We start from the raw sequence: 26,008 nt of genomic DNA on the forward strand, positions 1-26,008 counted from the left end.
ACAGCAGGGTTCGCATAGTTCGGTCTACGCAAACGTTTGCGCGTTGTTCTTGATGGCTCTGTCCATAGTCGGACGCCATGAAGCTTACGCCAGCGCAAGCGTTGCTCACAATAATCATAAGATCGGAGTGAACCCATGAAGCTGCCATTCGCTGGACGTCTTCTTGCTGTCGCTATGCTGGCCGCCGCATCCGCCGCGCTGCCTGTCTCTTCGGCTTTCGCCGAGACTCCTGAAAAACCCAAAGTCGCACTGGTCATGAAGTCCCTGGCCAACGAGTTCTTCCTGACCATGGAAGACGGTGCCAAGGCTTATCAAAAAGACCATTCCGGCGATTTCGAGCTGATCTCCAACGGCATCAAGGACGAAACGGATACTGCGGGCCAGACGCGCATCGTCGAGCAAATGATTCTGGCCAAGGTCAATGCGCTGGTCATCGCGCCGGCTGACTCCAAGGCCATGGTTCCCGTGATCAAGAAAGCCATCGATGCCGGTATCACCGTGATCAACATCGATAACCAGCTCGACCCGGCCGTGGTCAAAAGCAAGAACATCACCGTCCCGTTCGTAGGCCCGGATAACCGCAAAGGCGCTCGTCTGGTCGGCGAGTATCTGGCCAAGCAGCTGAAGGCCGGTGACGAAGTCGGCATCATCGAAGGCGTGTCCACCACCACCAACGCCCAGGCCCGCACCGCAGGCTTCAAAGACGCGATGGAAGCGGCGCAGATCAAGGTCGTCTCGTTGCAATCCGGTGACTGGGAGATCGACAAGGGCAACAAGGTTGCCGCCTCGATCCTCAGCGAATACCCGGACGTCAAAGCGCTGCTGGCCGGTAACGACAGCATGGCCGTCGGTGCCGTTTCCGCCGTGCGTGCGGCAGGCAAGGCCGGCAAGGTGCAAGTGGTTGGTTACGACAACATCAACGCCATCAAGCCAATGTTGAAAGACGGCCGCGTCCTGGCGACCGCTGACCAGTTTGCCGCCAGGCAAGCCGTGTTCGGTATCGAGACTGCGCTGAAAATCATCAAGGGCGAGAAGGTCGACAGCGGCGCCAACGGCGTGATCGAAACGCCGGTAGAGCTGGTCACCAAGTAACCCTTCTGGCGGCACAACGGTGCTCGCCCGATCGGGCGAGCGCATGGAGAGTTTTATGTCAGTTTCCGCCCCGAACGCTGTCCTCTCGGTCAGCGGCATCGGCAAGACCTACGCCCAACCTGTCCTGACCGGCATCGACCTGACGCTGATGCGCGGTGAAGTGCTGGCGCTGACCGGCGAGAACGGTGCCGGCAAGAGCACGCTGTCGAAAATCATTGGCGGGCTGGTCACGCCGACCACCGGCCACATGCAATTTCAGGGGCAGGAATACCGCCCTGGCAGCCGCACCCAGGCCGAAGACCTGGGCATCCGCATGGTCATGCAAGAACTCAATCTGTTGCCGACCCTGTCAGTGGCGGAAAATCTGTTTCTCGACAACCTTCCCAGCAATGGCGGCTGGATCAGCCGCAAACAACTGCGCAAAGCCGCGATCGAGGCCATGGCCCAGGTTGGGCTCGACGCGATCGACCCGGACACCCTGGTCGGCGAACTCGGCATCGGCCACCAACAAATGGTCGAGATCGCGCGCAACCTGATCGGCGACTGCCATGTGCTGATCCTCGACGAACCGACGGCGATGCTGACCGCCCGTGAAGTCGAGATGCTGTTCGAGCAGATCACCCGGCTGCAAGCTCGGGGCGTGTCGATCATCTACATCTCCCACCGCCTCGAAGAACTGGCGCGGGTCGCCCAGCGCATTGCGGTGTTGCGTGACGGCAACCTGGTCTGCGTCGAGCCGATGGCCAATTACAACAGCGAGCAACAGGTCACGTTGATGGTCGGCCGTGAACTCGGCGAACACATCGACCTGGGGCCGCGCAACATTGGCGCTCCCGCCTTGACGGTCAGAGGGCTGACTCGCTCGGACAAAGTTCGCGACGTGTCCTTCGAAGTCCGCGCCGGTGAGATCTACGGGATTTCCGGATTGATCGGGGCAGGGCGCACCGAGTTGCTGCGTCTGATCTTCGGTGCCGACACCGCGGACAGTGGCACCGTTGCGCTGGGGTCACCGGCTCAGGTAGTGAGCATCGGCTCGCCGGCCGATGCGGTCGGTCACGGCATCGCCCTGATCACCGAGGACCGCAAAGGCGAAGGCCTGCTGCTGACCCAGTCGATCAGCGCCAACATCGCGCTGGGCAACATGCCGGTGATTTCCAGTGGCGGCATCGTCAACAACGCTGACGAAATGTCCCTGGCCCAACGTCAGATCGATGCCATGCGCATCCGCAGTTCGAGTCCGACGCAACTGGTTTCCGAGCTGTCGGGTGGCAACCAGCAGAAGGTCGTGATCGGCCGTTGGCTGGAGCGTGACTGTTCGGTAATGCTGTTCGATGAACCGACCCGTGGCATCGATGTGGGCGCCAAGTTCGACATCTATGCGCTGCTCGGTGAACTGACCCGGCAGGGCAAGGCGCTGGTGGTGGTGTCCAGCGACCTGCGTGAACTGATGCTGATCTGCGACCGGATCGGTGTGTTGTCGGCGGGGCGCCTGATCGACACCTTCGAGCGCGACAGCTGGACCCAGGATGATTTGCTTGCTGCCGCGTTCGCCGGCTACCAAAAACGTGATGCGTTGCTCAACGAAGCAGCGCCTAGGGATCTTCCATGAAAACTGCATCTTCTGCCGGCAAACGTAGTGGCAATTTCTACGGCCTGGGCACCTATCTGGGCCTGGCCGGTGCCTTGCTGGCGATGGTTGCGCTGTTCTCGGTATTGAGCAGCCACTTCCTGTCCTACGACACCTTCAGCACCCTGGCCAACCAGATTCCCGATTTGATGGTGCTGGCGGTCGGCATGACGTTCGTGCTGATCATCGGCGGTATCGACCTGTCGGTCGGCTCGGTGTTGGCGCTCGCAGCGTCGGCCGTCAGCGTGGCGATTCTTGGCTGGGGCTGGAGCGTCCTGCCTGCAGCGCTGCTCGGCATGGCGATCGCGGCATTGGCCGGGACCATCACCGGATCGATCACCGTGGCGTGGCGAATTCCGTCGTTCATCGTGTCCCTTGGCGTGCTGGAAATGGCCCGTGGCGTGGCGTATCAGATGACCGGCTCGCGCACGGCTTATATCGGTGATGCCTTCGCCTGGCTGTCCAACCCGATTGCCTTTGGCATCTCGCCGTCGTTCATCATTGCCTTGCTGATCATCATCATCGCCCAGGCCGTGCTGACCCGTACCGTGTTCGGCCGCTACCTGATCGGCATCGGCACCAACGAAGAAGCGGTGCGTCTGGCCGGGATCAATCCAAAACCCTACAAGATCCTGGTATTCAGTCTGATGGGGCTGTTGGCCGGTATTGCCGCGCTGTTTCAGATTTCCCGTCTGGAAGCGGCGGACCCGAATGCCGGCTCCGGTTTGGAGCTGCAAGTGATCGCCGCGGTGGTGATCGGTGGCACCAGTCTGATGGGCGGCCGTGGTTCGGTGATCAGCACCTTCTTCGGGGTTCTGATCATTTCCGTACTGGCGGCGGGCCTGGCGCAGATCGGCGCGACCGAGCCGACCAAACGCATCATCACCGGCGCAGTGATCGTGGTGGCGGTGGTGCTTGATACTTATCGCAGTCAGCGCGCAAGCCGGCGGACCTGAGTCATGGCAACGATCAAGGATGTAGCGGCACTCGCGGGGATTTCCTACACCACGGTGTCCCATGTGGTGAACAAGACCCGGCCGGTCAGCGAAGAGGTACGGATCAAAGTCGAGGCGGCGATCAAGACCCTGGACTACGTGCCGAGCGCCGTGGCCCGATCATTGAAAGCCAAGACCACGGCGACCATCGGTTTGCTGGTGCCTAACAGCCTCAACCCGTACTTCGCTGAACTGGCCCGTGGCATTGAGGATTACTGCGAGCGTAACGGCTATTGCGTGATCCTCTGCAACTCCGACGACAACCCGGACAAACAGCGCAGCTACCTGCGCGTGCTGCTGGAAAAACGCATCGACGGGTTGATCGTGGCCTCGGCCGGTGGCGACGCGGGGCTGGCAGAGGGGCTCGCCGGCGTGCGCACACCGATGGTCATCGTCGACCGCGGGCTGGAAGGTGTAAATGCCGACCTGGTGCGTATCGATCACGAATACGGTGCCTACCTGGCTACCCGGCATCTGCTGGAGCTGGGCCACCGGGACATCGCCACCATCGGTGGCCCGGCAGGTACCAGCGTGGCGCAGATGCGTCTGGCCGGTTATTGCCGAGCCTTGAAAGAGGCGGGGGTGGAAGTACATCGCGAGCGCATGCTGGAAAGTGACTTCACCAGCACTGGCGGTTACAACGCCGCCGCGATTCTGCTGGAAAAGAACCCGCCCAGCGCGATCTTCGCCGGCAACGACATGATTGGCATTGGCGTGTTGCGAGCGGCTGCCGAGCGCAATGTGCGTGTGCCGACAGAACTGTCGGTGATCGGCTTCGACGATATCCAGATGAGCCGTTATGTCTACCCGGCGCTGACCACCGTGGGCCAGTCGATCCTGCAACTCGGTGAGATGGCGGCCGAGGTTCTGTTACGACGAATCGCAACACCCGACATGGCCACTGATCAGCGGATCGTGACGCCCAGTATTGTCCTGCGAGAATCGACTGCGCCGCTTGCCGGTGTGTTCGACGAATACCGCTGAAACCGAATTGACGAGTAGTGATGTATGCCAGCAAAAGTAGTGGTGATAGGCAGCCTGAACATGGACCTGGTGACCCGGGCTCCACGGCTGCCCCGTGGCGGTGAGACGCTGATCGGGCAGTCGTTTGCCACGGTTTCAGGCGGCAAGGGCGCTAACCAGGCGGTCGCCGCGGCGCGGCTGGGGGCGCAGGTGTCGATGGTCGGTTGTGTCGGCAGCGATGCTTACGGTGAAGAACTGCGCGGGGCTCTGATGGTCGAGCAGATCGACTGCCAGGCCGTCAGCACTGTCGAGGGTTCCAGCGGCGTGGCATTGATTGTGGTCGATGACAACAGCCAGAACGCAATCGTGATCGTCGCCGGTGCCAATGGTGCGCTGACGCCACAGGTGATCGACCGGTTCGATGCCGTGTTGCAGGCGGCGGACGTGATTATTTGTCAGCTGGAAGTGCCGGATGCCACGGTGGGTCACGCCCTCAAGCGCGGCCGTGAGCTGGGCAAAATCGTGATCCTCAACCCGGCGCCGGCCAGTCGTCCGCTGCCAGCAGATTGGTATGCGTCCATCGATTACCTGATTCCCAATGAAAGCGAGGCCTCGGCGCTGAGCGGTTTGCCGGTTGACTCCCTTGCGTCCGCCGAAACCGCCGCAACCCGATTGATCGCACTGGGTGCCGGTAAGGTCATCATCACCCTGGGAGCTCAAGGGTCAATGTTCGCCAACGGTACAGGCTTCGAACACTTCCCGGCACCGACGGTGAAGGCTGTCGATACCACGGCGGCCGGCGATACCTTCGTCGGCGGTTTTGCTGCCGCGCTGGCGTCCGGCAAAACCGAAGCTGAAGCGATCCGTTTCGGCCAGGTAGCCGCGGCGCTTTCAGTCACCCGTGCCGGCGCGCAACCCTCGATTCCCACCTTGTCCGAAGTACAGGCGTACAAAGCACCATGAAAAAGACACCTTTGCTCAACGTCGCGCTGTCTCGGCTGATCGCTTCCCTGGGTCACGGCGACATGGTCGTGATCGGCGATGCCGGCCTGCCCGTACCGCCGGGCGTCGAACTGATCGACCTGGCCCTGACCCAGGGTATTCCGGATTTCGTCAGCACCTTGAACGTCGTGCTCAGCGAAATGCAGGTTGAGCGCCATGTGCTGGCCGAGGAAATTCTGGACAAACAACCACCCGCCTTGAGCTCTCTGGATGAGCTGAATGCCAAGGGCGCGCTGGGCCAGCGTGAGCTGCTCAGCCATGAACAATTCAAAGTCCTCAGTCGACAGGCGCGAGCGATTGTCCGTACCGGCGAATGTGCGCCGTACTGCAACATCGTGCTGGTCTCGGGGGTGACCTTCTGACCCGCTGTACACAATCTGTTTCCCCACGCACAAGGAGTGCGATATGCACCGCTATGCTCAGAAACTGCACCACCTGCTCCGGAGTTTGCTGCTTTTGTCCCTGATTACTGCAACAAGCGCCCAGGCTGCGGAAAAGATCGATTTGATCATCGACACCGACCCGGGTGCCGACGACGTCGTCGCTTTGCTGTTTGCGTTGGCGTCGCCGGAAGAATTGAATATCCGTGCGCTGACCACCGTCGCGGGCAACGTGCGACTGGACAAGACTTCGCGAAATGCGCGACTGGCCCGTGAGTGGGCGGGGCGCGAGGAGGTGCCGGTCTACGCAGGCGCACCGAAACCGTTGATGCGCACACCGATTTATGCCGAGAACATCCATGGCAAGGAGGGCTTGTCGGGCGTCACCGTGCACGAGCCGAAGAAAGGCCTGGCCGAAGGCAATGCGGTCAATTACCTGATCGACACTTTGAAGGCCGCCAAGCCTCACAGCATCACCATCGCCATGCTCGGTCCACAGACCAACCTGGCCTTGGCGCTGATCCAGGAACCTGAAATCGTTCAGGGCATCAAGGAAGTGGTGATCATGGGGGGAGCGCATTTCAACGGCGGCAACATCACCCCGGTGGCCGAGTTCAACCTGTTCGCCGACCCGCAGGCTGCGGAAGTGGTGCTCAAGAGTGGCGTGAAGCTGACCTATCTGCCGCTGGACTTGACCCACAAGATCCTCACCAGTGAGGCGCGCCTGAAGCAGATCGCAGCGATCAACAACAACGCCAGCAAGCTGGTGGGCGATATTCTCAATGAGTACGTCAAAGGCGACATGGAACACTACGGCATTCCGGGTGGCCCGGTGCATGACGCCACCGTCATCGCCTACCTGCTCAAGCCTGAATTGTTCACCGGTCGTTCGGTCAATGTGGTCGTTGATAGCCGCGAAGGCCCGACCTTCGGCCAAACCATCGTCGACTGGTATGACGGCCTGAAAGCGCCGAAGAATGCATTTTGGGTAGAAAGCGGCGACGCCCAGGGATTCTTCGACTTGCTGACCCAGCGTCTGGCTCGTCTGAAGTAAGTTTCACACCCGCAGCTGCCAGCCTGCGGGTTTTACGCCCGCTCGTTCTCTGTCAAGCCCATATAGCCGGCGGGGTATTTTTCGAATATCTGCGCGATGAATTTCCTGGCCGCTTCAGTTCCCAGTTCCTTGACCAATAGATCGATGCCAATGATTGCGAACTCTTCCGGGCTGCCCGGGCTGTAAGAGCTGTGACCCTGCGGCCACTTGACGGTGATGTTGGCGTCGATGCTTATGGTGGACATGATGGCGCTCGTGAAGTCGGGAAAGTCTGAGTGTCGAGTTAACCATTTTGCGCGGCGTTTGGCACTCCGACTTAGGCATGAGAGGAGGGCTATGCGACACTTGGTCTTTGACGAATTTTCAAGGACCGTGCTGTGCAGATCGATTTGAACACGCCCGACGGCTTGACCCTCGAGGCGGTGCGCCAGTTACTGGCTTCTGCCAGTGATGACGAGCATACGCAACTGCGGGTGACCAAGGCTGGCGTTGCCTATATTTCTTCGGGCGTTGTGGGCGGCACCGATATCAACGGACTACTGTTTCGGCTGGAGACGTGGGCCAAGGGCTCCGGTTACGTAGGCTTGGTCGCAGCAAGCGATGAGGTCTGGGTCATGCAGATCTTCAATGCGCTGAAAGAGAACTGGCCGAACCCGCCGTATGATTACATCGACGTCTATTGAGGGCTGTTCATATTCAGTCACGATTGAGTGATGAACGGCGCGGCGATGCTCAGGCAAACTCGCCGCTCGTGCGGTTCCAGGGCAGAGTGATGGCACTCACCTTGAAACCAAATGCCGGATTGGCGGTCGCAAGATCTCAGCTTAACTATTGGAAAAAAGGAGGCTTCATGCCTTGGAAGCTCGCGTCATTGGGTACTTTGTTCGCCGTCACTTTGCTGGCTGGTTGCAGTAGCACGTCCTCCGAGTCGGCGGCAGACCCTGTAGCGACGTCTGACACAGGTCACAGCCGTTGTGAGGCAAAGGCAGCCGAATTCGCCATCGGCAAACCGGCTTCGCCCGCACTGTTGGAGCAGGCACGTACCCGCGCAGGCGCACAGAACGCACGGTTCCTGTCGCCTAACGATATGGTGACGCTGGAATACCGCTCCGATCGTCTGAACCTCAACACCGATGCCAGCCGGGTGGTCACCCGCGTCAACTGCGGCTGATCGCTTCAGGCTTTTGCTTCACCCATAAAAAACCCCGTCACATGGACGGGGTTTTTTTAGTGCGGCTGAAAATTACTCAGCGCGGACTTGTGCAGCTTGCATACCCTTTTGGCCTTTCTCAGCCACGAAGGAAACAGTTTGGCCTTCTTTCAGGCTTTTGAAACCGTCGCTTTCGATAGCTTTGAAGTGTACGAACAGGTCGTCACCGCCACCTTGAGGAGTGATGAAGCCGAAGCCTTTTTCATCGTTGAACCATTTAACGGTGCCGGTTTGGCGATTAGACATGGTGTATCTCCAAGAAACATATATTTTCAGTAGTGCTGTGCTGCTCAGGCCAACTGGGCACACCGGGGTATCATAGTCGAAATGTTCGCTTTGGGAGCCCCCCGGACGTGCTGTTTGCCGTGCAGTCGCGTTCCGTTTGCTGCTTGATGTAGCTGAAAGCCCCGTTTTACAAGGCTTTCAGCCGAAAGTAAAGACGATAAAAAAACCTGTAAAACCTGCATAAATTGTACGAAAAAGCTCAAATGCAGCGGTTTTTATCAGCGATAAGCCGAGTCAAAAGGACTTTTTTGTCACTTCTTCGCCGGTGTATTGGCCTTGCATTTGGCTATCTGACCCAGAGCTTTCTGCTGCAATTCCGGGCTGGCCTTATTGTCCATCAATGCCTGGATATCGCCAGCCGGATACGATTTGATCGCATCAGCACCGCAAGCGCAGTGGGCCTTCGCTGCGGCCGCACCAATCTGCGGAGTGGCTGCATCTGTGCACTGAGCCATGTATTTTTCGCGCTCGCCCTTTGGCCAATCGGCATGGGCGGCCAATGGCAGCAACAGAACGATGGGGGCGACGACTGCGAACAAACGATTCAGACGCATGCTGGGATGCTCCTTGTGGGTCAATGTCTTGTTATCTGAGGGGTAAAGTGGGGTTCAAGTTCAGCACTCTGGCATAAATTGCGAGATTTGCCCCGGCATAAGCCTCGTTGCATCGATGACCGTTCATCTGTGCTAGCATGCCTCGCTCGGGCTTTTGCGGGCTCCGGATGACCTTCAGTCCCGGTGGCGGCAACGGCGCGAATAACCCTGATTTGAATCCCAGTCACTCTGGTTCGGTTTTCCGGTTGGCCGCAAGGCTCCTGCCGCTGTAAGGCAGGCGTTCGTCATTGAATGGCCTGGATCGGATCTTGTACTGGCTCATCCCAACCCACGTGACCTTTGGTAGGGGTCACCACTAGGAGAGGAGGCGCCATGCCAACTATTACTCTTCCCGACGGCAGTCAACGTTCATTCGATCACCCGGTTTCCGTAGCCGAGGTCGCCGCATCCATTGGTGCAGGTCTGGCCAAGGCCACCGTGGCCGGCAAGGTCAATGGCAAGCTGGTCGACGCCAGCGACATCATCGACAGCGATTCCACGCTGCAAATCATTACGCCAAAGGATGAAGAGGGGCTGGAGATCATTCGCCACTCTTGCGCCCACCTGGTTGGCCACGCGGTCAAGCAGCTGTACCCGACCGCCAAGATGGTCATCGGTCCGGTCATCGACGAAGGCTTCTATTACGACATCGCCTTCGAACGTCCTTTCACTCCGGACGACCTGGCAGCCATCGAACAGCGCATGCAGCAGCTGATCGAGAAAGATTACGACGTGATCAAGAAAGTCACTCCGCGCGCCGAAGTGATCGAAGTGTTCAAGGCCCGTGGCGAAGACTACAAGCTGCGCCTGGTCGAAGACATGCCGAACGAGCAGGCCATGGGCCTGTACTATCACGAAGAATACGTCGACATGTGCCGTGGTCCGCACGTGCCGAATACGCGCTTCCTGAAATCCTTCAAGCTGACCAAGTTGTCCGGCGCCTACTGGCGTGGCGATGCCAAGAACGAGCAGTTGCAGCGCGTTTACGGCACCGCTTGGGCGGACAAGAAGCAGCTGGCGGCTTACATCCAGCGCATCGAAGAAGCTGAAAAGCGCGATCACCGCAAGATCGGCAAGCGCCTGGGCCTGTTTCATACCCAGGAAGAGTCGCCGGGCATGGTGTTCTGGCACCCGAACGGCTGGACTTTGTATCAAGTGCTCGAGCAGTACATGCGCAAGGTTCAGCGCGACAACGGCTATCTGGAGATCAAAACTCCACAAGTCGTTGACCGCAGCCTGTGGGAGAAATCCGGGCACTGGGCCAACTACGCCGACAACATGTTCACCACGCAGTCGGAAAACCGCGACTACGCGATCAAGCCGATGAACTGCCCTTGCCATGTGCAAGTGTTCAATCAAGGCCTGAAGAGCTACCGCGAGTTGCCGATGCGTCTGGCCGAATTCGGTGCTTGCCACCGTAACGAGCCATCGGGTGCGCTGCACGGCATCATGCGTGTGCGTGCGTTCACTCAGGACGATGCCCACATCTTCTGCACTGAAGAGCAGATGCAGGCCGAATCCGCCGCTTTTATCAAGCTGACCATGGACGTTTATGCCGACTTCGGCTTTAAAGACGTCGAAATGAAGCTGTCCACTCGTCCGGAAAAACGTGTTGGTTCCGACGAACTGTGGGATCGCGCCGAAGCCGCATTGGCTGCAGCCCTTGATAGCGCTGGCTTGCCATATGATTTGCAGCCGGGCGAAGGTGCGTTCTACGGTCCGAAGATCGAGTTCTCGCTGAAAGATTGCCTCGGCCGTGTCTGGCAGTGTGGTACCCTTCAGCTCGATTTTAACCTGCCTGTCCGTCTGGGAGCCGAATACGTCTCCGAAGACAACAGTCGCAAGCACCCGGTGATGTTGCACCGGGCGATCCTCGGATCCTTCGAACGTTTCGTCGGAATCCTGATCGAGCACTACGAGGGTGCATTCCCTGCGTGGCTGGCTCCGACCCAGGCAGTGATCATGAATATCACTGACAAACAGGCCGATTTTGCCGCCGAGGTCGAAAAAACCCTCAACGAAAGCGGATTTCGTGCCAAGTCTGACTTGAGAAATGAAAAGATCGGCTTTAAAATCCGCGAGCATACTTTGCTCAAGGTTCCTTATCTCTTGGTTATCGGAGATCGGGAAGTCGAGATGCAGACTGTCGCTGTGCGTACTCGTGAAGGTGCTGACCTGGGCTCGATGCCCGTCGCCCAGTTCGCTGAGTTTCTCGCGCAAGCGGTTTCCCGGCGTGGTCGCCCAGATTCGGAGTAATTACTATTAAGCGTGAAATGAGACAAGATAAACGAGCTGCACCGAAAGCCCCGATCAACGAGAATATCTCGGCACGCGAGGTTCGGTTAATTGGGGCTGAAGGTGAACAGCTTGGGATTGTGTCAATTGAAGACGCGCTTCTTAAGGCTGAAGAGGCCAAACTGGATTTGGTGGAAATTTCCGCCGATGCAGTACCCCCTGTTTGCAAACTGATGGACTACGGCAAATCGATCTTCGAGAAGAAGAAGCAGATTGCCGCGGCCAAGAAAAACCAGAAGCAGATTCAGGTTAAAGAAATCAAGTTTCGTCCAGGGACGGAGGAAGGGGATTACCAGGTAAAACTGCGCAACCTGGTACGTTTCCTGAGTGATGGGGACAGGGCCAAGGTATCCTTGCGATTCCGCGGCCGTGAGATGGCCCACCAGGAGCTGGGGATGGAACTCCTCAAGCGAGTTGAAGGTGACTTGCTCGAGTACGGTTCGGTCGAACAGCATCCTAAGATGGAAGGACGCCAGCTGATCATGGTCATCGCCCCGAAAAAGAAGAAGTAATCATCAGGGCACGGCAGGCCTTCTGATTATGTTTATCAACTGAATGCGGAGTATCCGAACATGCCAAAAATGAAAACGAAAAGTGGTGCTGCTAAGCGGTTTCTGAAAACTGCTAACGGTATCAAGCACAAGCACGCTTTCAAGAGCCACATCCTGACTAAAATGTCGACCAAGCGTAAGCGTCAACTGCGCGGTAGCAGCTTGCTGCATCCGTCTGACGTGGCAAAAGTCGAGCGCATGCTGCGCCTTCGTTAATTTTAGTCAAGAATAGAGGAAGTAACTCATGGCTCGTGTAAAGCGTGGCGTCATTGCCCGTAAACGTCACAAAAAAATTCTGAAACTTGCTAAAGGCTACTACGGCGCTCGCTCGCGCGTATTCCGTGTTGCCAAGCAAGCGGTAATCAAGGCAGGCCAATACGCCTACCGTGACCGTCGTCAGAAAAAACGTCAGTTCCGCGCTCTGTGGATCGCTCGTATCAACGCTGGTGCACGTATCAACGGTCTGTCCTACAGCCGTTTCATCGCCGGCCTGAAAAAAGCGTCCATCGAGATCGACCGTAAGGTTCTGGCTGATCTGGCAGTGAACGAAAAAGCGGCGTTTGCTGCGATTGTCGAGAAAGCTAAAGCCACCTTGGCTTAAGTACCCCCGACAGTCACCCGGTCTCACCTCTGTGGGACCAGGTGTTAAACGTCATAAATAGGGGAAGAGCCTTCAAGCTCTTCCCCTATTTTGTATCTGGAGTCTGTACATGGAAAACCTGGACGCGCTCGTCTCTCAAGCACTAGAGGCTGTGCAAAGCGCTGAAGATATCAATGCCCTGGAGCAAATCCGGGTTCACTACCTTGGCAAGAAGGGTGAATTGACTCAGGTGATGAAGACCCTGGGGAATTTGCCGGCAGAAGAGCGTCCGCAAGTCGGCGCCCTGATCAACGTTGCCAAGGAGCGTGTCACAGAGGTTCTCAATGCCCGCAAGGCGCTGTTTGAAGAGGCCGATCTGGCCGCCAAACTGTCTGCCGAGTCCATTGACGTGACCCTGCCTGGCCGCGGCCAGACCTCGGGTGGTCTGCATCCGGTTACTCGTACTCTGGAACGTATCGAACAGTTCTTCACCCACATCGGCTACGGCATCGCCGAAGGTCCTGAGGTCGAAGACGACTACCACAACTTCGAAGCGCTCAACATCCCAGGCCATCACCCGGCCCGGTCGATGCATGACACCTTCTATTTCGATGCCAACATGTTGCTGCGCACCCATACCTCGCCGGTACAGGTCCGCACCATGGAATCGAAACAACCACCGATCCGCATCGTCTGCCCAGGTCGTGTGTACCGTAGCGACTCCGATATCACCCACTCGCCGATGTTCCACCAGGTCGAAGGCCTGCTGGTCGACCGCGACATCAACTTCGCCGACCTCAAAGGGACCATCGAAGAGTTCCTGCGCGTGTTCTTCGAAAAAGAGCTGGCCGTGCGTTTCCGTCCTTCGTACTTCCCGTTCACCGAGCCGTCCGCTGAAGTCGACATGGAATGCGTGATGTGCAGCGGCAAAGGCTGCCGCGTCTGCAAACAGACGGGCTGGCTGGAAGTCATGGGCTGCGGGATGGTTCACCCGAACGTGCTGCGCATGTCCGGAATCGACCCGGAAGAGTTTTCGGGCTTTGCCTTCGGCATGGGCGTTGAGCGTCTGGCCATGCTGCGTTACGGCGTGAATGACTTGCGTCTGTTCTTCGACAACGACTTGCGGTTCCTCGCGCAATTTCGCTAGTCGTAACGAATTCTTAGGAGAGCAGGATGAAATTCAGTGAACAATGGCTGCGTGGCTGGGTAAGCCCGCAGGTAAGTCGCGACGAGCTGGTTGCTCGTCTGTCGATGGCCGGTCTTGAGGTCGATAGCGTTACGCCGGCCGCCGGTGAATTCAGTGGCGTGGTCGTGGGCGAGGTGCTGAGCACCGAGCAGCACCCGGACGCCGACAAGTTGCGCGTTTGCCAGGTCAGCAATGGCTCGGAAACCTTCCAGGTTGTGTGCGGAGCGCCAAACGTGCGCCCTGGCCTGAAGATCCCGTTCGCCATGATCGGTGCCGAACTGCCAGGCGACTTCAAAATCAAGAAAGCCAAGCTGCGTGGCGTTGAGTCCAACGGCATGCTGTGCTCGCAAGCCGAGCTGCAAGTCGGCGAAGGCAACGATGGCCTGATGGAATTGCCGGCGGATGCGCCGGTCGGTCTGGATATTCGCGAGTACCTGAGCCTGGACGATGCCAGCATCGAGGTTGACCTGACCCCGAACCGCGGCGATTGCCTGTCCCTGGCCGGTCTGGCCCGTGAAGTCGGCGCGCTGTATGACGCTGAAGTCACCCGTCCGGTGGTGGCTGTTGTGCCCGCTGTGCATGACGAAGTGCGCTCGATCGAAGTACTGGCGCCAGCCGCTTGCCCGCGTTACCTGGGTCGTGTGATCCGTAACGTCGATCTGTCCAAGCCTACGCCGCTGTGGATGGTCGAGCGCTTGCGTCGTGGCGACGTGCGCAGCATCGACGCGGCCGTGGACATCACCAACTACGTGATGCTTGAGCTGGGTCAGCCGCTGCACGCGTTCGATCTCGCTGAAATCAATGGCGGCATCCGCGTGCGCATGGCCGAAGAAGGCGAGAAGCTGGTACTGCTCGACGGCCAGGAAGTCAGCCTGCGTAGCGATACGCTGGTGATTGCCGACCATACCCGCGCCTTGGCCATCGCCGGCGTCATGGGGGGCGAGCACAGTGGCGTCAACACCGCGACCACGCGTGATGTATTCCTGGAAAGTGCGTTCTTCGATCAGATTGCCGTCGCTGGCAAGGCTCGTTCTTACGGCCTGCACACTGATGCTTCGCACCGCTACGAGCGTGGCGTGGATTGGCAATTGGCCCGTGAAGCCATGGAGCGCGCCACTGGCCTGCTGTTGGAAATCACTGGCGGCGAAGCTGGCCCGATCATCGAAACCGTCAGCGAACAGCACCTGCCGAAGATTGCTCCGGTCACCCTGCGTGCGCAGCGCATCACTCAGATGCTGGGCATGGAAATGGAGTCGGCCGAAGTCGAGCGTCTGCTCAGCGGCCTGGGCCTGAAGATTGCTGCAGATGGAGCAGGGCAGTGGCGCGTTGAAGTGCCAAGCCACCGCTTCGACATCAGCCTGGAAGTCGATCTGATCGAAGAACTGGCCCGTCTGTACGGCTACAACCGTCTGCCGGTTCGCTACCCGCAAGCTCGCCTGGCACCGCAAGCCAAAGCCGAAGCGCGTAGCGATCTGCCTGAACTGCGTCGCCTGCTGGTGGCGCGTGGTTATCAGGAAGCGATCACCTACAGTTTCATCGATCCGAAACAATTCGAGTTGTTTAATCCGGGTGTCGAGCCGCTGCTGCTGGCCAACCCGATCTCGAACGACATGGCGGCCATGCGCTCGTCCTTGTGGCCCGGTCTGGTCAAGGCACTTCAGCACAACCTGAACCGTCAACAAGATCGCGTCCGTCTGTTCGAAAGCGGCCTGCGTTTTGTCGGTCAGCTGGAAGGCCTGAAGCAAGAGCCGATGATTGCGGGTGTTGTTTGCGGTAGCCGTCTGCCAGAAGGCTGGGCTCAGGGTCGCGATGTCGTGGATTTCTTCGACGTCAAAGCCGACGTGGAAGCGGTGCTGGGCTTTGCCGGTGCGCTGGATTCGTTCACTTTCGTGCCGGGCAAACACCCTGCGTTGCACCCGGGTCAAACCGCGCGCATCGAACGAGAAGGTCGTCTGGTTGGCTTCGTCGGCGCTATCCACCCTGAATTGTCAAAAACCCTCGGTCTCGACCGTCCGGTTTTCGTCTTCGAGCTGGTTCTGGCCGAAGTGGCATTGGGAAAAATGCCAAAATTCCAGGAGTTATCACGCTTTCCTGAAGTGCGTCGTGACCTGGCACTGATTGCGTCCACAGACGTTGCGGCCAGTGCCGTACTGGATGTAATCCGTGAAAATGCAGGCGAATGGCTCACAGACCTCAGGCTATTTGACGTGTATCAGGGTAAAGGCATTGATCCTGATAGAAAAAGCCTTGCAGTCGGCTTGACCTGGCAGCATCCATCGCGCACTCTTAATGACGATGAGGTGAATACCACGACGCAAAACATCCTCACCTCGCTCGAACAAAGGTTGAACGCCACGTTAAGGAAGTGACGTATGGGGGCTCTGACGAAAGCTGAGATGGCGGAACGTCTGTATGAAGAGCTGGGCCTGAATAAACGGGAGGCCAAGGAATTGGTCGAACTGTTTTTTGAAGAAATCAGGCACGCTCTTGAAGACAACGAACAAGTCAAATTGTCCGGTTTCGGCAATTTCGACCTTCGGGACAAACGCCAGCGGCCTGGCCGCAATCCGAAAACGGGTGAAGAAATCCCGATCACGGCTCGCCGTGTGGTCACCTTTCGTCCAGGGCAGAAGTTGAAGGCCCGAGTTGAGGCTTATGCTGGAACCAAGTCATAACGACGAGCTACCCGTCATCCCAGGCAAACGCTACTTCACCATTGGTGAAGTCAGCGAGCTGTGTGCGGTAAAACCGCACGTGCTGCGCTATTGGGAGCAGGAGTTTCCTCAACTCAACCCCGTCAAACGCCGCGGAAACCGCCGGTATTATCAGCGACAAGACGTGCTGATGATCCGGCAGATCCGCGCGCTTCTTTATGATCAAGGGTTCACCATCGGCGGCGCGCGCTTGCGTTTGTCCGGCGATGAAGCCAAAGACGACACCACCCAATACAAACAGATGATTCGGCAGATGATTGCTGAGTTGGAAGATGTGTTGGTTGTCCTCAAGAAATAATTTCCTGCATTTGAATACTTCCAGTTTTCAAAAGCTTGCGATATATTCTTGAGCGTTCTTCGAGAAGAGGAACGAGTTTCACGCCTAGTCGGGGCGTAGCGCAGTCCGGTAGCGCACTAGCATGGGGTGCTAGGGGTCGAGTGTTCGAATCACTCCGTCCCGACCATATTTTTCAATGACTTAGCCCAATCTTCACAGGTTGGGCTTTTTCATGTCTGAAAAAATACTCCCACATTTACTCCCACGGATATTCTAGATCTAGGTAGCTTTGGTATCTCAAGGGCTGTGAGCTAGCGACAGCTTTGGCATAAGCAGCAACGTGGGCGTTAGTTGAAATCAGGAACTTCGGGTCCTTTTTCGGTGCGCCCAGCATGGGCGCAATCTTGTGGGAGAAGATCCCGCCGTAATGCAAAGCCAAGCAGCAGGCGAAAGATGTGATTCATCTCTGTCGTGGAGACGCAAAGCAAGCGGCCGAGATCTATAGCCCAAGAGAGGTGGTCGCTGAACCTATGACTGCCTGGAAGCCAGGCTACGTGTACGATCCGGGGGCCTTCGACACCAACTAGTGGTCTTGATCCTAGCTCTAGCATGTGATGGGCATACTGATAGCCATTTACCATCGGCATGGTGGTCGTTATCCTGAAGACACGAGAACAACCGGTTGTTATTTCAGGGAAAGGATATGAAGGACGTCATTGGCTTTTTTGCTTACGCGTCAACGCCTGCCGAGATAGGGCAAACCATTGAGAGTGCTGTTGCTACCAGCTCAAGAACCAATACGAAAACGGTTGTGTCTACCTGGAGGGCCTTGGACATCGTCGGTCACTTCATCTCTGACGAAGTGCTGGCAAGTATTGATGCAGCCGATTTCCTGGTTGCTGACATCAGTGAGCTAAATTTCAACGTCACGTATGAAATTGGCTACGCCCTTGGTAAATCAAAGCGCGTTCTGCTTGTCAAAAACAAAAGCCTCCAGTCGCAGGGGTTGAAAATTTCCGATGTCGGTATTTTTGACACCCTTGGGTTTCAGGAATACCAGAACTCGCCTGAGCTGAGCGGTTTCTTGAACAACGCGTCAGCCTGGAAATCGATTGACGTGTCTGCTGCGCTCAATCTCAAGGCACCGGTTTATTTGTTGGATACACCGCACAAAACCGACTGGTCGACCCGCATCATCTCGAGAATCAAAAAGGGCGGCTTCATCTTCCGTAACTTTGATCCAAACGAAACTCCCAGGCTTTCGGCCTATGACGCGATCAATCAGGTCGCACAATCCTATGGAGTTGTGGTTCCGTTGCTATCTACTGGGGCGACAGGAGCGGCCATCCACAACATGCGAGCCGCCTTCATTGCTGGTTTGGCCGATGGCATGGGCAAGGCGATGTGCATTCTTCAGTCAGGCGATGAGCCGGTCCCAGTGGATTATCGAGACTTTGTCCAGGTTACCTACCATCCGAATGATGTTAACCGCGCCATTGAGGTGTTTGCGTCCGATGTGACCCAAGCGTTTCAGCAGCTTGAGGCTTCTGGCGCGAAACCCGAGCGGTCATTTATCAAAAAACTCAACCTCGGCGCGACATCTGCCGAGAACGAAATGCGGGATCTCGAACGTTATTATCTGGAGACCGATCAGTTTCTGAAATCGTTGCGTGGCGAGGCGCATTTGGTCGTCGGTCGTAAGGGTTCTGGAAAATCAGCCATCTTTCTTCAAATCAGGGATGCCGAGCGCGACAAAAACCGTAACAAGAATATCGTTTTGGATTTGAAGCCAGACGGCTACAAACTCATCAAATTCAAAGAACGCATCCTTCAGTTTCTTTCCGAAGGCACCTACCAGCACACAATCACGGCGTTTTGGGAGTACGTGCTACTGCTGGAAATTTGCTACAAGATTTTGGAAAAAGACAAACAGCGTCACATCCATGATCATAGGCTGTATGAAGGCTATCGCGAGCTCGCCGAGCTGTATCGGGGAGAAGATTACGATTCAGAAGGCGATTTTTCTGAGCGCATGTCGATGCTCATGGAGAAAATCTACTCCGAATACCAATCCAAGTACGGTTCAACCAAAAGCGTCAATCTGAGCTCATTCGAAGTGACCGAACTCCTGTACAAGCATGACGTAAAGCAACTCAAACAAAAGCTGGGACGTTACCTTGAGAACAAGCAGGTGCTATGGCTTCTCTTCGACAATATTGATAATGGCTGGCCAACGTCCGGACTGAAGCATGAAGACCTGCTTATGGTCAGAGCTTTGATCGACGCTACGCGAAAAATTGAACGTCAGTTCAGCAGCGACAACATCAAGGTGCGCTCGGTAGTGTTCCTACGCAACGACGTCTACGAGCTGCTGGTCAAGGAGACGTCTGACCGCGGCAAGGAAGCCAGTGTGGTGCTGGATTGGACGGATTCTGACTTGTTACGCGAGCTCGTTCGTTTGCGAATCGTGTCCAACGGTCTTGAAGAAGACCTGGACTTCAAGTCGGCCTGGCTGCGGCTTTTTGTAAGCCATTACAAGGGCGAGGAAACGTCTCAGTTTCTGATAGAGCGTTCCTTGATGAGACCACGCTTTCTCTTGAATCTGATCAATCATTGCAAGAGCTTTGCCATCAACCTCAACCACGAGATTATCGAAGGCAGCGACATTGAGAAAGGCATCGCGGCCTATTCAGCGGATCTGCTGCGCGATATTGGCTACGAGCTTCAGGACGTGTCCGATGAGACTGAAGGCCTTCTCTACGCTTTCGTCGCATCATCCGCCGACCTTTCTGAGCAGCAGGTGATGGATACTCTCCTTAAGTCTGGGCTTGATCAGCAGAAGGCGAGTCGCGCGGTAGATCTGCTGCTTTGGTATGGATTCCTGGGCATTCGAATCAACTCGGACGATCCTAAGTTTATTTATGATTTTAGCTACAACAAAGCGCTCATGGACGGGGTTAAGAAGAACTCGAACCAAGCGGTCAGTCTTGTAATTAACCAGGCGTTTTGGCCAGCATTGATGATCAACCAATAATCTAAAAATCATCCGCCAGATGGTAGGGATAGCCCCGTTGTCTGCCTTAGCCGCCGTTGGCCTGACAGACCTCAAAACAATGCTCTATGTGCGTCGCACGATTCAGATTTGCCCTTTTGCCGGAGATCGAATTCGTGGTTGCTTCATATCTTTCGAGGGCTCATCAATGAGCCTTGCATGGGCTTAGCTTGTGCTCGAACAGGATCGATAGACAGCCGCGATTTTGATCAAACATTTTTGCGAGTAAGAGATCGCTGTGATGAAGTTATGCTTTGTCGTGATGGGGTATGGCAAGAAAACCGAGTATGAGTCTGGTCGCACGCTCGACCTGAATGCAACGTACGAAACGATTATCGAGCCCGCTGTCACCAGCCGCGGCTTACGCTGCGTTCGGGCTGACGAGATCATGCAGTCGGGACTTATCGACGTAAAAATGTACGACCTGCTGCTCAGGGCTGATCTGGTCATCGCCGATATTTCCACGGGAAACGTAAACGCCGTCTACGAACTGGGAGTACGTCACGCGCTGAGACCGAATTCGACCATCGTCATGAGCGAGGACAAGGGCAAGCTGTACTTTGACCTCAATCACATCAGCACTTTCCAGTATTCGCATTTTGGTGAGGACATTCTTGCACGTGAGGCGCGGCGCGCCACGGAGGCCCTGGGTAACCTGATTGAGGCCGTGATGGCCGCCCAGGCTATCGACAGTCCAGTTTATACGTTCCTGCCCAGGTTGCGCTCGCCGAGTATGTCGGATGAAGAGTTTGAAGAGTTGGTCGATGAAGCAGAAGCCGCTCAACAACGACTTTTTCATCACATGCGCGAAGGTGAAAAGTTGATGCGGCAGAGTCAACATCATGCTGCCAGCGTAGAGTTTGCTGCTGCAAGGGATATGAAGCCTGGTGAGCCTGATATTTTGCAAAAGCTTGCACTGAGCACCTATAAGTCAAAGATTCCTAATGAGCTCGCCGCGCTGCGAGCTGCCATGGAAGTGCTTAGCCCCCTCAATCCTGAAAGCTCGAATGACCCCGAGACTGTTGGCATTGCGGGAGCGATCGTCAAGCGAATCTGGCTGCTTGAGGGTGATAGAGCTTCACTTGACTCCGCCATTGCTTTTTATCGCCGAGGCTTTGAGGTCAAGCGTGACTATTACAACGGCGAAAACCTTGCGCTGTGCTTCGAGTTTCGAGCGCAAATACAAACAGAAGACGCGGAGAGAATGTTCGACTTCATGTGCGCGCAGAAAATCCGTGAAGCGATTTTGAGGATTCTGTTGCCTGTGCTGGAGTCTCCCGATTTCATTGAACGCAGCGACAGACGCTGGGTGTATGCGACTTTGGCCAACTGCTATTTTGCGGTCGGAGACGCCACGCAAGCCGAGACGTTCGAGAATCATTTTATGGGAGCCTTCATTGCTCAATGGGAGGTTGATACTTATCAGGCGGGCAAAAGTCACGTGTTAGCAACCCGAGAGAAACAGCTCGCAGCGGTGGCCCCGTCTCAGCACTGACCGTTTGAGGTTATCGACAATGCTCAACCAACGACTTCAAGAAAGGAACAGCGAAATGGGGTTGCCCAGAACATTCGTCGGCTTCAGCAGCACAGACCGACACATGTATGAACTGATGGGGGCGTGGAAGAAAAACACTCGGATCGATTTTGATTTCGCCGACTGCCAGTTGAACATGGCGTTGAACTCGGAAGACGAGGATTACATCAAGCGCAAATGCCGGGAAAGGATTGATATGGCCGGCACCTTCGCACTGCTGATTGGCAGGGACACGCGTTCGAAACACAAATACGTGCGTTGGGAGATACAGGTAGCGATAGAGAAGGGGTGCAAGCTCATCGGCATCAACCTGGACGGAGCCCGCCAGGTGAATGCTGATCTTTGCCCTCCCATCCTGCAGGACGTTGGGGCAGTGTTCGTCCCGTATTCCCCTGCCATTATTGCTCATGCCCTGGCGAACCCCACGGCAAGTGAGCGTGGCAACTATTTCTATCCGCCAGCCGTGTATCAAAAACTCGGCTATGAGGTTCCTTGATGCAGATTTCTGATTTCCCTGGTCTCTATCAGGCCGCCGATGAGCTGTCGGGTTCCGCTCAGAAGCATTTTCTTGCCGCGCTGCTCACTAACCTGGCGCTGTTGGTGGTGGCCGCAGTCGTCTCGGTTATCAATTATCCTCACTGGGGTGCAGCGGCCCTGCAGGCGGCTCTTTTAGCCGGCGCATTAGCCAGCTCTGTGTATTTGGCGACACAGCGGCCTGAGCGGCTTTGGTATTCGGGGCGTGCCGTCGCCGAATCAATCAAAACCATGGTGTGGCGCTACGTGTCCCGCGCAGAGCCTTTTCATGAAAGCGACGAGGCGGCCAAGAAGCATTTGCTGGCAAAGCTTACGCAAGTGGTTGAGCAAAACCCAGGCGTGTCGAACAAGCTGCTCACGCATCTGCCGGCCCAGCAAATTACGTACAAGATGAAGCTGATGAGGGCCGGTGATTTCGAAACCCGGCGCGATACGTACATCGAATCCCGGATCAACGACCAACTGGGATGGTATTCACGTAAAGCTAACTTCAACGCCCAGGCCGCCAAGTATTTCTTCATTACATTGATCGCCGTTAACGCCATCGCTTTTGGATGTGCGCTGATCAAGATCGCCAACGTGGAATACCAATACTTTCCGACTGACGTGCTGATCGCTGTTGCAGCAAGTATTCTGACGTGGATGCAGGCAAAACGCTTCACTGAGCTATCGGCGTCTTACGCACTGACTGCGCATGAGATTACGCTTATACGTGAACAGGCCGATGAGCTGAAAAAAGATGAGCATTTGTCGACATTTGTAGGTGACGCTGAGAACGCATTTTCTCGTGAGCACACTCAGTGGGAGGCAAGGAAGGACAACTGACAGCGCCTCGCGTGCGAACGACTACTGGCAGGAGTAGGGCGCTAGTTTCAGAAGCTAAACACCTTCCTGCCGGCAGCTTATTTAAGCTCGTCGGAGAGCTTCGACCAGGGTACGGTTTTGATCTTGTGTTCCGATACCCATTTAGGCTCAGCTGCGCCGAACTGCTTACCGGAATGCACAGCTACAACCTTCTTGCCAAGCTCTAGGCTCTTTTCTACCTCCCATTTCACCCACTTGCTCTGGGCAGTGTCCTTGGAAATGAAGACCACAGTGATAGATGAGCGGTTGATGCGCTCGGCGATCTTGCGCTTGATGTACTCCGCCTGCTCACTGTCGTAGGGTTCGCGGACTGAATGATCATTGAACTCGATGTCATTGTTATCGTTTTTTGCCTGTCCCCTGAGCAGATTGACCTCAGCCATGTCCTCAGTGGCAAAACTGATGAACACGTTGCGCTTGCCCTCATTTAGAGCAGCCTTGGCTTTTTGCTCCAGTGACCTGACATCACCGAGTCGGCTCCATCCACCTGTGCTGCTACCGCCCATCATTGGCACCCTCAAATTTGAATTCGTTGCAGGCGATACAGTTGCCGCACGGCTGTTCTTCACCCAGGTGGCACGAGTAGGTCTGAGAGATGCCTTTCTCGGCTGCCAGCGTCACGACGTCAGGTTTGGTGAACGATGAGAGCGGTGCAAGCACCTTGATATTCCGGCCCATGCATAGAGTTATCATGCGCTCAGCCTCCTCGAGGAATCCGGAGGTCTGATCAGGAAAAAGGCTGGTGCTTTCGTGAAGCAATCCGATGGAGATCGCATCGGCGTTTTTCTGATGGGCGTAAGCGGCGGCGGTCAACAGAAAAAGCATGTTCCGGCCGGGAGTGAAGGCGTCGTCAATGATGTGCAAGGTCGGGTCGGTGAGTCCCGAGCGAATCAACCTGCCAAATCCCGACAGACCGGCAATTTCGGGCTCAGGAAGTCCAAGCTTCTGCATGGCCAGCTTGCAGGCTGCGAGCTCTCGGTCGCGGGCGCGTTGACCATAATCTACAAAGAGTGGAAATATCTGCAGGCCTTGCTCCTGTGCCAACTTGGCGACGAGCGTAGAGTCTAGGCCTCCGGAAACCAGTGTCACGATACTCATACTAAAACAGCCTCCTGCTTGCGATTTGCAACGCGCATAACGATCCATATGGCCCAATCCAAAAGACCAACCGGGCAATCCATTTCCCGGGCATGGTCACGAAGCCTGTCTTCATGCCTGCCATACTGATTCAATCCGGATATGGATACCTGAGTGCCTGAATATATCCCCTGAGCAGACATGTAATTGAGCACGTGCCGATCAAGGATTGCCAAGTCATAAGTAACCCCGCAATTGCGCAAAAACATACTGGCTTGCTTGGGCCCCATACCGGATGCATGGGCCACTAGCCACGCGCGTACATCACTGACGTCACCACTGATCAGCGCCTTGAGTGAGCCGCCAATGCTTGCTACGGCCGCCCACGTGGACGCTAAGTGACCGGCTTTTGCCCTGGGAAACCTGTAAGTGCGCATTTTGCCGTCGACAACGAGAGGGGTTCTGAGCACTTCAAACAATTTCTCGGCAAGGTGCTCGCTGTGTTGTTTGTTGTGATAAAGATAGCCACGTTCATCGATGGCATCGGCGGCTGCCATAGCGAGCGGGTAGGGGACCTGGCTACTGAGAATGCAGCAAGAAAGCTCCCACCATAGATGACGCTCGTCAGACACTGCGCCGGCTTCGATGCGTGTGCGAATATCTGGACAGACCGCAGCGACAGCTCTGCAGAGCGCTTCAGCGCTATAAGTGGTCATAGAAAAATTCCTGGGAATAGCGATCGAAGCTCGGCGCTTTTCATGCCGGTAACTCCCATGGCGAACGGTTCTTCGCGGCCTTTCGAATACATGTCACGCATGATTCGGCCAAACTCCGCATAATACTCTAGATTGTGGAACGCAACCTTGCCTGCGTAGCCTATGTTGTTGTTTGCCATCACCCTATCCATAAATTCACTTCGGATCCTTTTCGTTTTGAAAAAGTCGAAGTGTTGGAAGTGGTGAAGCCGCTCAAGCTCAGGATCTACCGCAAACCGACACCACTCAAGACCGTCGAACGTGTCCGCGCCAGCGGCCGCCAGTAGTGCAATGCTCCACGGGTTTCCAGTGCCCAGTAGATGAATGGGTTGATAATAGGGCAGCTTGTCCAGTTCATCCCTGATATGTCTGACAGTCAATGCACGCTGCGCAAGGCCCGCACCCAGTTCCCTTTCCGGAATGGCGATGATAGGCGGTTGCAGGTGCTCGGATATCGCCCTGACGATCCGAGGAAGTCTTTCGAGCCCCTTAGGGGTCTGCTTGACGTGAATGATGGGTAGCACCGGAGCAGAGGTGTGCTTGGCGTCGCGCTCCACTGCTTTTATGACCTGCCTGACCGCCACTTCGAATTTGTCACTGGGGGTCATGTTGTCAAAACAGAACGCCCAATCGTGTGGCGTATCGGTTAGCGCGCGCTTCAGGTTCGATGGCTTCCACTGTTTGTCATTCAGGCGGTAAGCCTCATAATTGCCCGAGTCGATGAGAACAAAACCGCCTAGGTCTCGATAGGTCGTTATTTCAGCAATCATCTTGTGTCGCGATTCAGAATTAACCAGGTCATAGGCAGAAACAAGAATCGAGCGCGTCGGATACACCGTTAATGCTTCCAACGCTTCTACGGGATCGAACTGTGTCTCGTGTGACGAAACAGACATGAAGACATTAGGAAGGGCAAGCGCACCGTCAGCTATCGTGGCTAACCGGACGGGCTTACCCTGAGGAGGTACAACGAGCCCGATTTTCTTCTGCAGCAACTGAAAGCATGAGTGATCTGCTTCGCCCTGCCATGACCGGAAATCAACACTGCTGAAGTGACCATATGGGTACGGCGGATCACTGTCATCCAAAATGAGAGGGACGACCTTCTTTTGATATTTTTCTGCCAAGCTCAACTCGCCAGTGATGGTGTGCTTGTGAGCAAATGAGGAATATAGAGCAACGACGCATTTCGCTTCTTTGAGATTTTCTGTAATCGCGACACTGAAGTCGCCAACTATCAAATCGTCTAGCCACACGCTCCAGGACGCGGAGAGGAGATCGCGAACCTTCAGCGCTGTCTTGCTATTTTCTTTGGCATATATGATATAGACGTCCGCCATGGATCGATCTGGCCTCAGCTGGTTACATTCCGTTGCATGACCCTGCGG

Annotated in this window: 28 protein-coding genes and 1 tRNA gene; 22 read left to right on the plus strand and 7 right to left on the minus strand. The window is 56.1% G+C overall.

Annotated elements, in window-relative coordinates:
- Window positions 1–135 precede the first annotated feature (135 nt).
- Genes FHL16_RS08650 through FHL16_RS08680 form a run of 7 tightly spaced genes read left to right on the plus strand, consistent with a single transcriptional unit; the run spans window position 136 to window position 7,113 of the window.
- A complete protein-coding gene (locus tag FHL16_RS08650) occupies window positions 136–1,092 on the plus strand; it encodes a sugar ABC transporter substrate-binding protein (RefSeq protein WP_010455958.1) in 957 nt (318 codons plus the stop codon).
- Between the two features lie 55 nt (window positions 1,093–1,147).
- Window positions 1,148–2,701, plus strand: coding sequence for a sugar ABC transporter ATP-binding protein (locus tag FHL16_RS08655; RefSeq protein WP_077748039.1), 1,554 nt, complete (start codon window positions 1,148–1,150; stop codon window positions 2,699–2,701).
- Entirely contained in the window at window positions 2,698–3,675 is a 978-nt protein-coding gene (locus FHL16_RS08660) for an ABC transporter permease (RefSeq protein WP_010455954.1), read from the plus strand. The genes FHL16_RS08655 and FHL16_RS08660 overlap by 4 nt, the downstream gene beginning before the upstream one ends.
- 3 nt (window positions 3,676–3,678) lie before the next feature.
- Window positions 3,679–4,698 carry a LacI family DNA-binding transcriptional regulator gene (locus FHL16_RS08665; protein WP_010455951.1) on the plus strand — a complete coding sequence of 340 codons (1,020 nt, stop codon included), beginning with the start codon at window positions 3,679–3,681 and terminating at the stop codon, window positions 4,696–4,698.
- 24 nt (window positions 4,699–4,722) lie between these two features.
- The gene (rbsK, locus tag FHL16_RS08670) at window positions 4,723–5,640 is read left to right on the plus strand and encodes a ribokinase (RefSeq protein WP_010455949.1); all 918 of its coding nucleotides are present in this window, start codon (window positions 4,723–4,725) and stop codon (window positions 5,638–5,640) included.
- Window positions 5,637–6,041, plus strand: a complete 405-nt coding sequence (gene rbsD, locus FHL16_RS08675; protein WP_077748040.1) for a D-ribose pyranase — start codon at window positions 5,637–5,639, stop codon at window positions 6,039–6,041. The genes rbsK and rbsD overlap by 4 nt, the downstream gene beginning before the upstream one ends.
- Before the next feature lie 43 nt (window positions 6,042–6,084).
- Window positions 6,085–7,113, plus strand: a complete 1,029-nt coding sequence (locus FHL16_RS08680) for a nucleoside hydrolase (protein WP_077748041.1) — start codon at window positions 6,085–6,087, stop codon at window positions 7,111–7,113.
- Between the two features lie 32 nt (window positions 7,114–7,145).
- On the opposite strand, the gene FHL16_RS08685 is transcribed toward FHL16_RS08680, so the two are convergent.
- Window positions 7,146–7,358 carry a hypothetical protein gene (locus tag FHL16_RS08685; RefSeq protein ID WP_010455943.1) on the minus strand — a complete coding sequence of 71 codons (213 nt, stop codon included), beginning with the start codon at window positions 7,356–7,358 and terminating at the stop codon, window positions 7,146–7,148.
- A gap of 132 nt (window positions 7,359–7,490) precedes the next feature.
- Between FHL16_RS08685 and FHL16_RS08690 the strand changes: the two genes are divergently transcribed.
- Together FHL16_RS08690 and FHL16_RS08695 are read left to right on the plus strand one after the other, a co-directional pair.
- Window positions 7,491–7,796, plus strand: coding sequence for a hypothetical protein (locus FHL16_RS08690; RefSeq protein ID WP_077748042.1), 306 nt, complete (start codon window positions 7,491–7,493; stop codon window positions 7,794–7,796).
- Window positions 7,797–7,963: 167 nt separating this feature from the next.
- Window positions 7,964–8,284 (plus strand): I78 family peptidase inhibitor, encoded by a 321-nt coding sequence (locus FHL16_RS08695; RefSeq protein WP_077748043.1) that lies wholly within the window; start codon window positions 7,964–7,966, stop codon window positions 8,282–8,284.
- 72 nt (window positions 8,285–8,356) lie between these two features.
- On the opposite strand, the gene FHL16_RS08700 is transcribed toward FHL16_RS08695, so the two are convergent.
- The gene (locus FHL16_RS08700; protein ID WP_007905882.1) at window positions 8,357–8,569 is read right to left on the minus strand and encodes a cold-shock protein; all 213 of its coding nucleotides are present in this window, start codon (window positions 8,567–8,569) and stop codon (window positions 8,357–8,359) included.
- Between the two features lie 290 nt (window positions 8,570–8,859).
- Window positions 8,860–9,162, minus strand: coding sequence for a hypothetical protein (locus tag FHL16_RS08705; RefSeq protein WP_077748044.1), 303 nt, complete (start codon window positions 9,160–9,162; stop codon window positions 8,860–8,862).
- Window positions 9,163–9,534: 372 nt separating this feature from the next.
- Between FHL16_RS08705 and thrS the strand changes: the two genes are divergently transcribed.
- From thrS to FHL16_RS08770, 13 genes are all read left to right on the plus strand, one after another.
- The gene (gene thrS, locus FHL16_RS08710) at window positions 9,535–11,457 is read left to right on the plus strand and encodes a threonine--tRNA ligase (RefSeq protein ID WP_010455934.1); all 1,923 of its coding nucleotides are present in this window, start codon (window positions 9,535–9,537) and stop codon (window positions 11,455–11,457) included.
- On the plus strand, window positions 11,457–12,008 hold the full coding sequence (gene infC, locus FHL16_RS08715) for a translation initiation factor IF-3 (RefSeq protein ID WP_169857083.1): 552 nt from the start codon (window positions 11,457–11,459) through the stop codon (window positions 12,006–12,008). Before thrS ends, infC begins: the two co-directional genes overlap by 1 nt.
- A gap of 60 nt (window positions 12,009–12,068) precedes the next feature.
- Window positions 12,069–12,263, plus strand: a complete 195-nt coding sequence (rpmI, locus tag FHL16_RS08720) for a 50S ribosomal protein L35 (protein ID WP_002553160.1) — start codon at window positions 12,069–12,071, stop codon at window positions 12,261–12,263.
- A gap of 28 nt (window positions 12,264–12,291) precedes the next feature.
- Entirely contained in the window at window positions 12,292–12,648 is a 357-nt protein-coding gene (gene rplT / locus FHL16_RS08725) for a 50S ribosomal protein L20 (protein WP_007905879.1), read from the plus strand.
- A 109-nt stretch (window positions 12,649–12,757) separates the two neighbouring features.
- Window positions 12,758–13,774 carry a phenylalanine--tRNA ligase subunit alpha gene (gene pheS / locus FHL16_RS08730; protein ID WP_077748045.1) on the plus strand — a complete coding sequence of 339 codons (1,017 nt, stop codon included), beginning with the start codon at window positions 12,758–12,760 and terminating at the stop codon, window positions 13,772–13,774.
- A gap of 26 nt (window positions 13,775–13,800) precedes the next feature.
- The gene (pheT, locus tag FHL16_RS08735; protein ID WP_077748046.1) at window positions 13,801–16,182 is read left to right on the plus strand and encodes a phenylalanine--tRNA ligase subunit beta; all 2,382 of its coding nucleotides are present in this window, start codon (window positions 13,801–13,803) and stop codon (window positions 16,180–16,182) included.
- Window positions 16,183–16,185: 3 nt separating this feature from the next.
- Window positions 16,186–16,488 (plus strand): integration host factor subunit alpha, encoded by a 303-nt coding sequence (gene ihfA, locus FHL16_RS08740; protein ID WP_002553164.1) that lies wholly within the window; start codon window positions 16,186–16,188, stop codon window positions 16,486–16,488.
- Entirely contained in the window at window positions 16,469–16,825 is a 357-nt protein-coding gene (locus FHL16_RS08745) for a MerR family transcriptional regulator (protein WP_003179985.1), read from the plus strand. The genes ihfA and FHL16_RS08745 overlap by 20 nt, the downstream gene beginning before the upstream one ends.
- Before the next feature lie 89 nt (window positions 16,826–16,914).
- A tRNA-Pro gene (locus FHL16_RS08750) sits at window positions 16,915–16,991 on the plus strand.
- Window positions 16,992–17,507: 516 nt separating this feature from the next.
- Window positions 17,508–19,838: a P-loop ATPase, Sll1717 family gene (locus tag FHL16_RS08755; protein WP_020300934.1), complete on the plus strand. Its 2,331-nt coding sequence runs from the start codon at window positions 17,508–17,510 to the stop codon at window positions 19,836–19,838.
- A 259-nt stretch (window positions 19,839–20,097) separates the two neighbouring features.
- Complete coding sequence (locus FHL16_RS08760; protein ID WP_077748047.1) at window positions 20,098–21,351, plus strand: tetratricopeptide repeat-containing protein; 1,254 nt, start codon at window positions 20,098–20,100, stop codon at window positions 21,349–21,351.
- Window positions 21,352–21,406: 55 nt separating this feature from the next.
- Window positions 21,407–21,886 (plus strand): TIR domain-containing protein, encoded by a 480-nt coding sequence (locus FHL16_RS08765; RefSeq protein ID WP_020300932.1) that lies wholly within the window; start codon window positions 21,407–21,409, stop codon window positions 21,884–21,886.
- The gene (locus tag FHL16_RS08770) at window positions 21,886–22,749 is read left to right on the plus strand and encodes a DUF4231 domain-containing protein (RefSeq protein WP_020300931.1); all 864 of its coding nucleotides are present in this window, start codon (window positions 21,886–21,888) and stop codon (window positions 22,747–22,749) included. The genes FHL16_RS08765 and FHL16_RS08770 overlap by 1 nt, the downstream gene beginning before the upstream one ends.
- Before the next feature lie 77 nt (window positions 22,750–22,826).
- Here the strand turns inward: FHL16_RS08770 and FHL16_RS08775 are convergent, their stop codons facing one another.
- From FHL16_RS08775 to FHL16_RS08790, 4 genes are read right to left on the minus strand one after another with little or no spacing between them, the layout of a single operon-like run.
- Window positions 22,827–23,294, minus strand: coding sequence for a TIR domain-containing protein (locus tag FHL16_RS08775; RefSeq protein ID WP_032903651.1), 468 nt, complete (start codon window positions 23,292–23,294; stop codon window positions 22,827–22,829).
- Window positions 23,284–23,886, minus strand: coding sequence for a 7-cyano-7-deazaguanine synthase (locus FHL16_RS08780; protein WP_020300929.1), 603 nt, complete (start codon window positions 23,884–23,886; stop codon window positions 23,284–23,286). Before FHL16_RS08780 ends, FHL16_RS08775 begins: the two co-directional genes overlap by 11 nt.
- On the minus strand, window positions 23,883–24,581 hold the full coding sequence (locus FHL16_RS08785; RefSeq protein WP_032903619.1) for an 8-oxoguanine DNA glycosylase: 699 nt from the start codon (window positions 24,579–24,581) through the stop codon (window positions 23,883–23,885). Before FHL16_RS08785 ends, FHL16_RS08780 begins: the two co-directional genes overlap by 4 nt.
- The gene (locus tag FHL16_RS08790) at window positions 24,578–25,960 is read right to left on the minus strand and encodes a toll/interleukin-1 receptor domain-containing protein (RefSeq protein ID WP_020300927.1); all 1,383 of its coding nucleotides are present in this window, start codon (window positions 25,958–25,960) and stop codon (window positions 24,578–24,580) included. Before FHL16_RS08790 ends, FHL16_RS08785 begins: the two co-directional genes overlap by 4 nt.
- Between the last annotated feature and the right edge of the window lie 48 nt (window positions 25,961–26,008).

The sequence above is a fragment of the Pseudomonas sp. FSL W5-0299 genome (assembly GCF_005930655.1).
Taxonomy (GTDB): Bacteria; Pseudomonadota; Gammaproteobacteria; order Pseudomonadales; family Pseudomonadaceae; genus Aquipseudomonas; species Aquipseudomonas mandelii.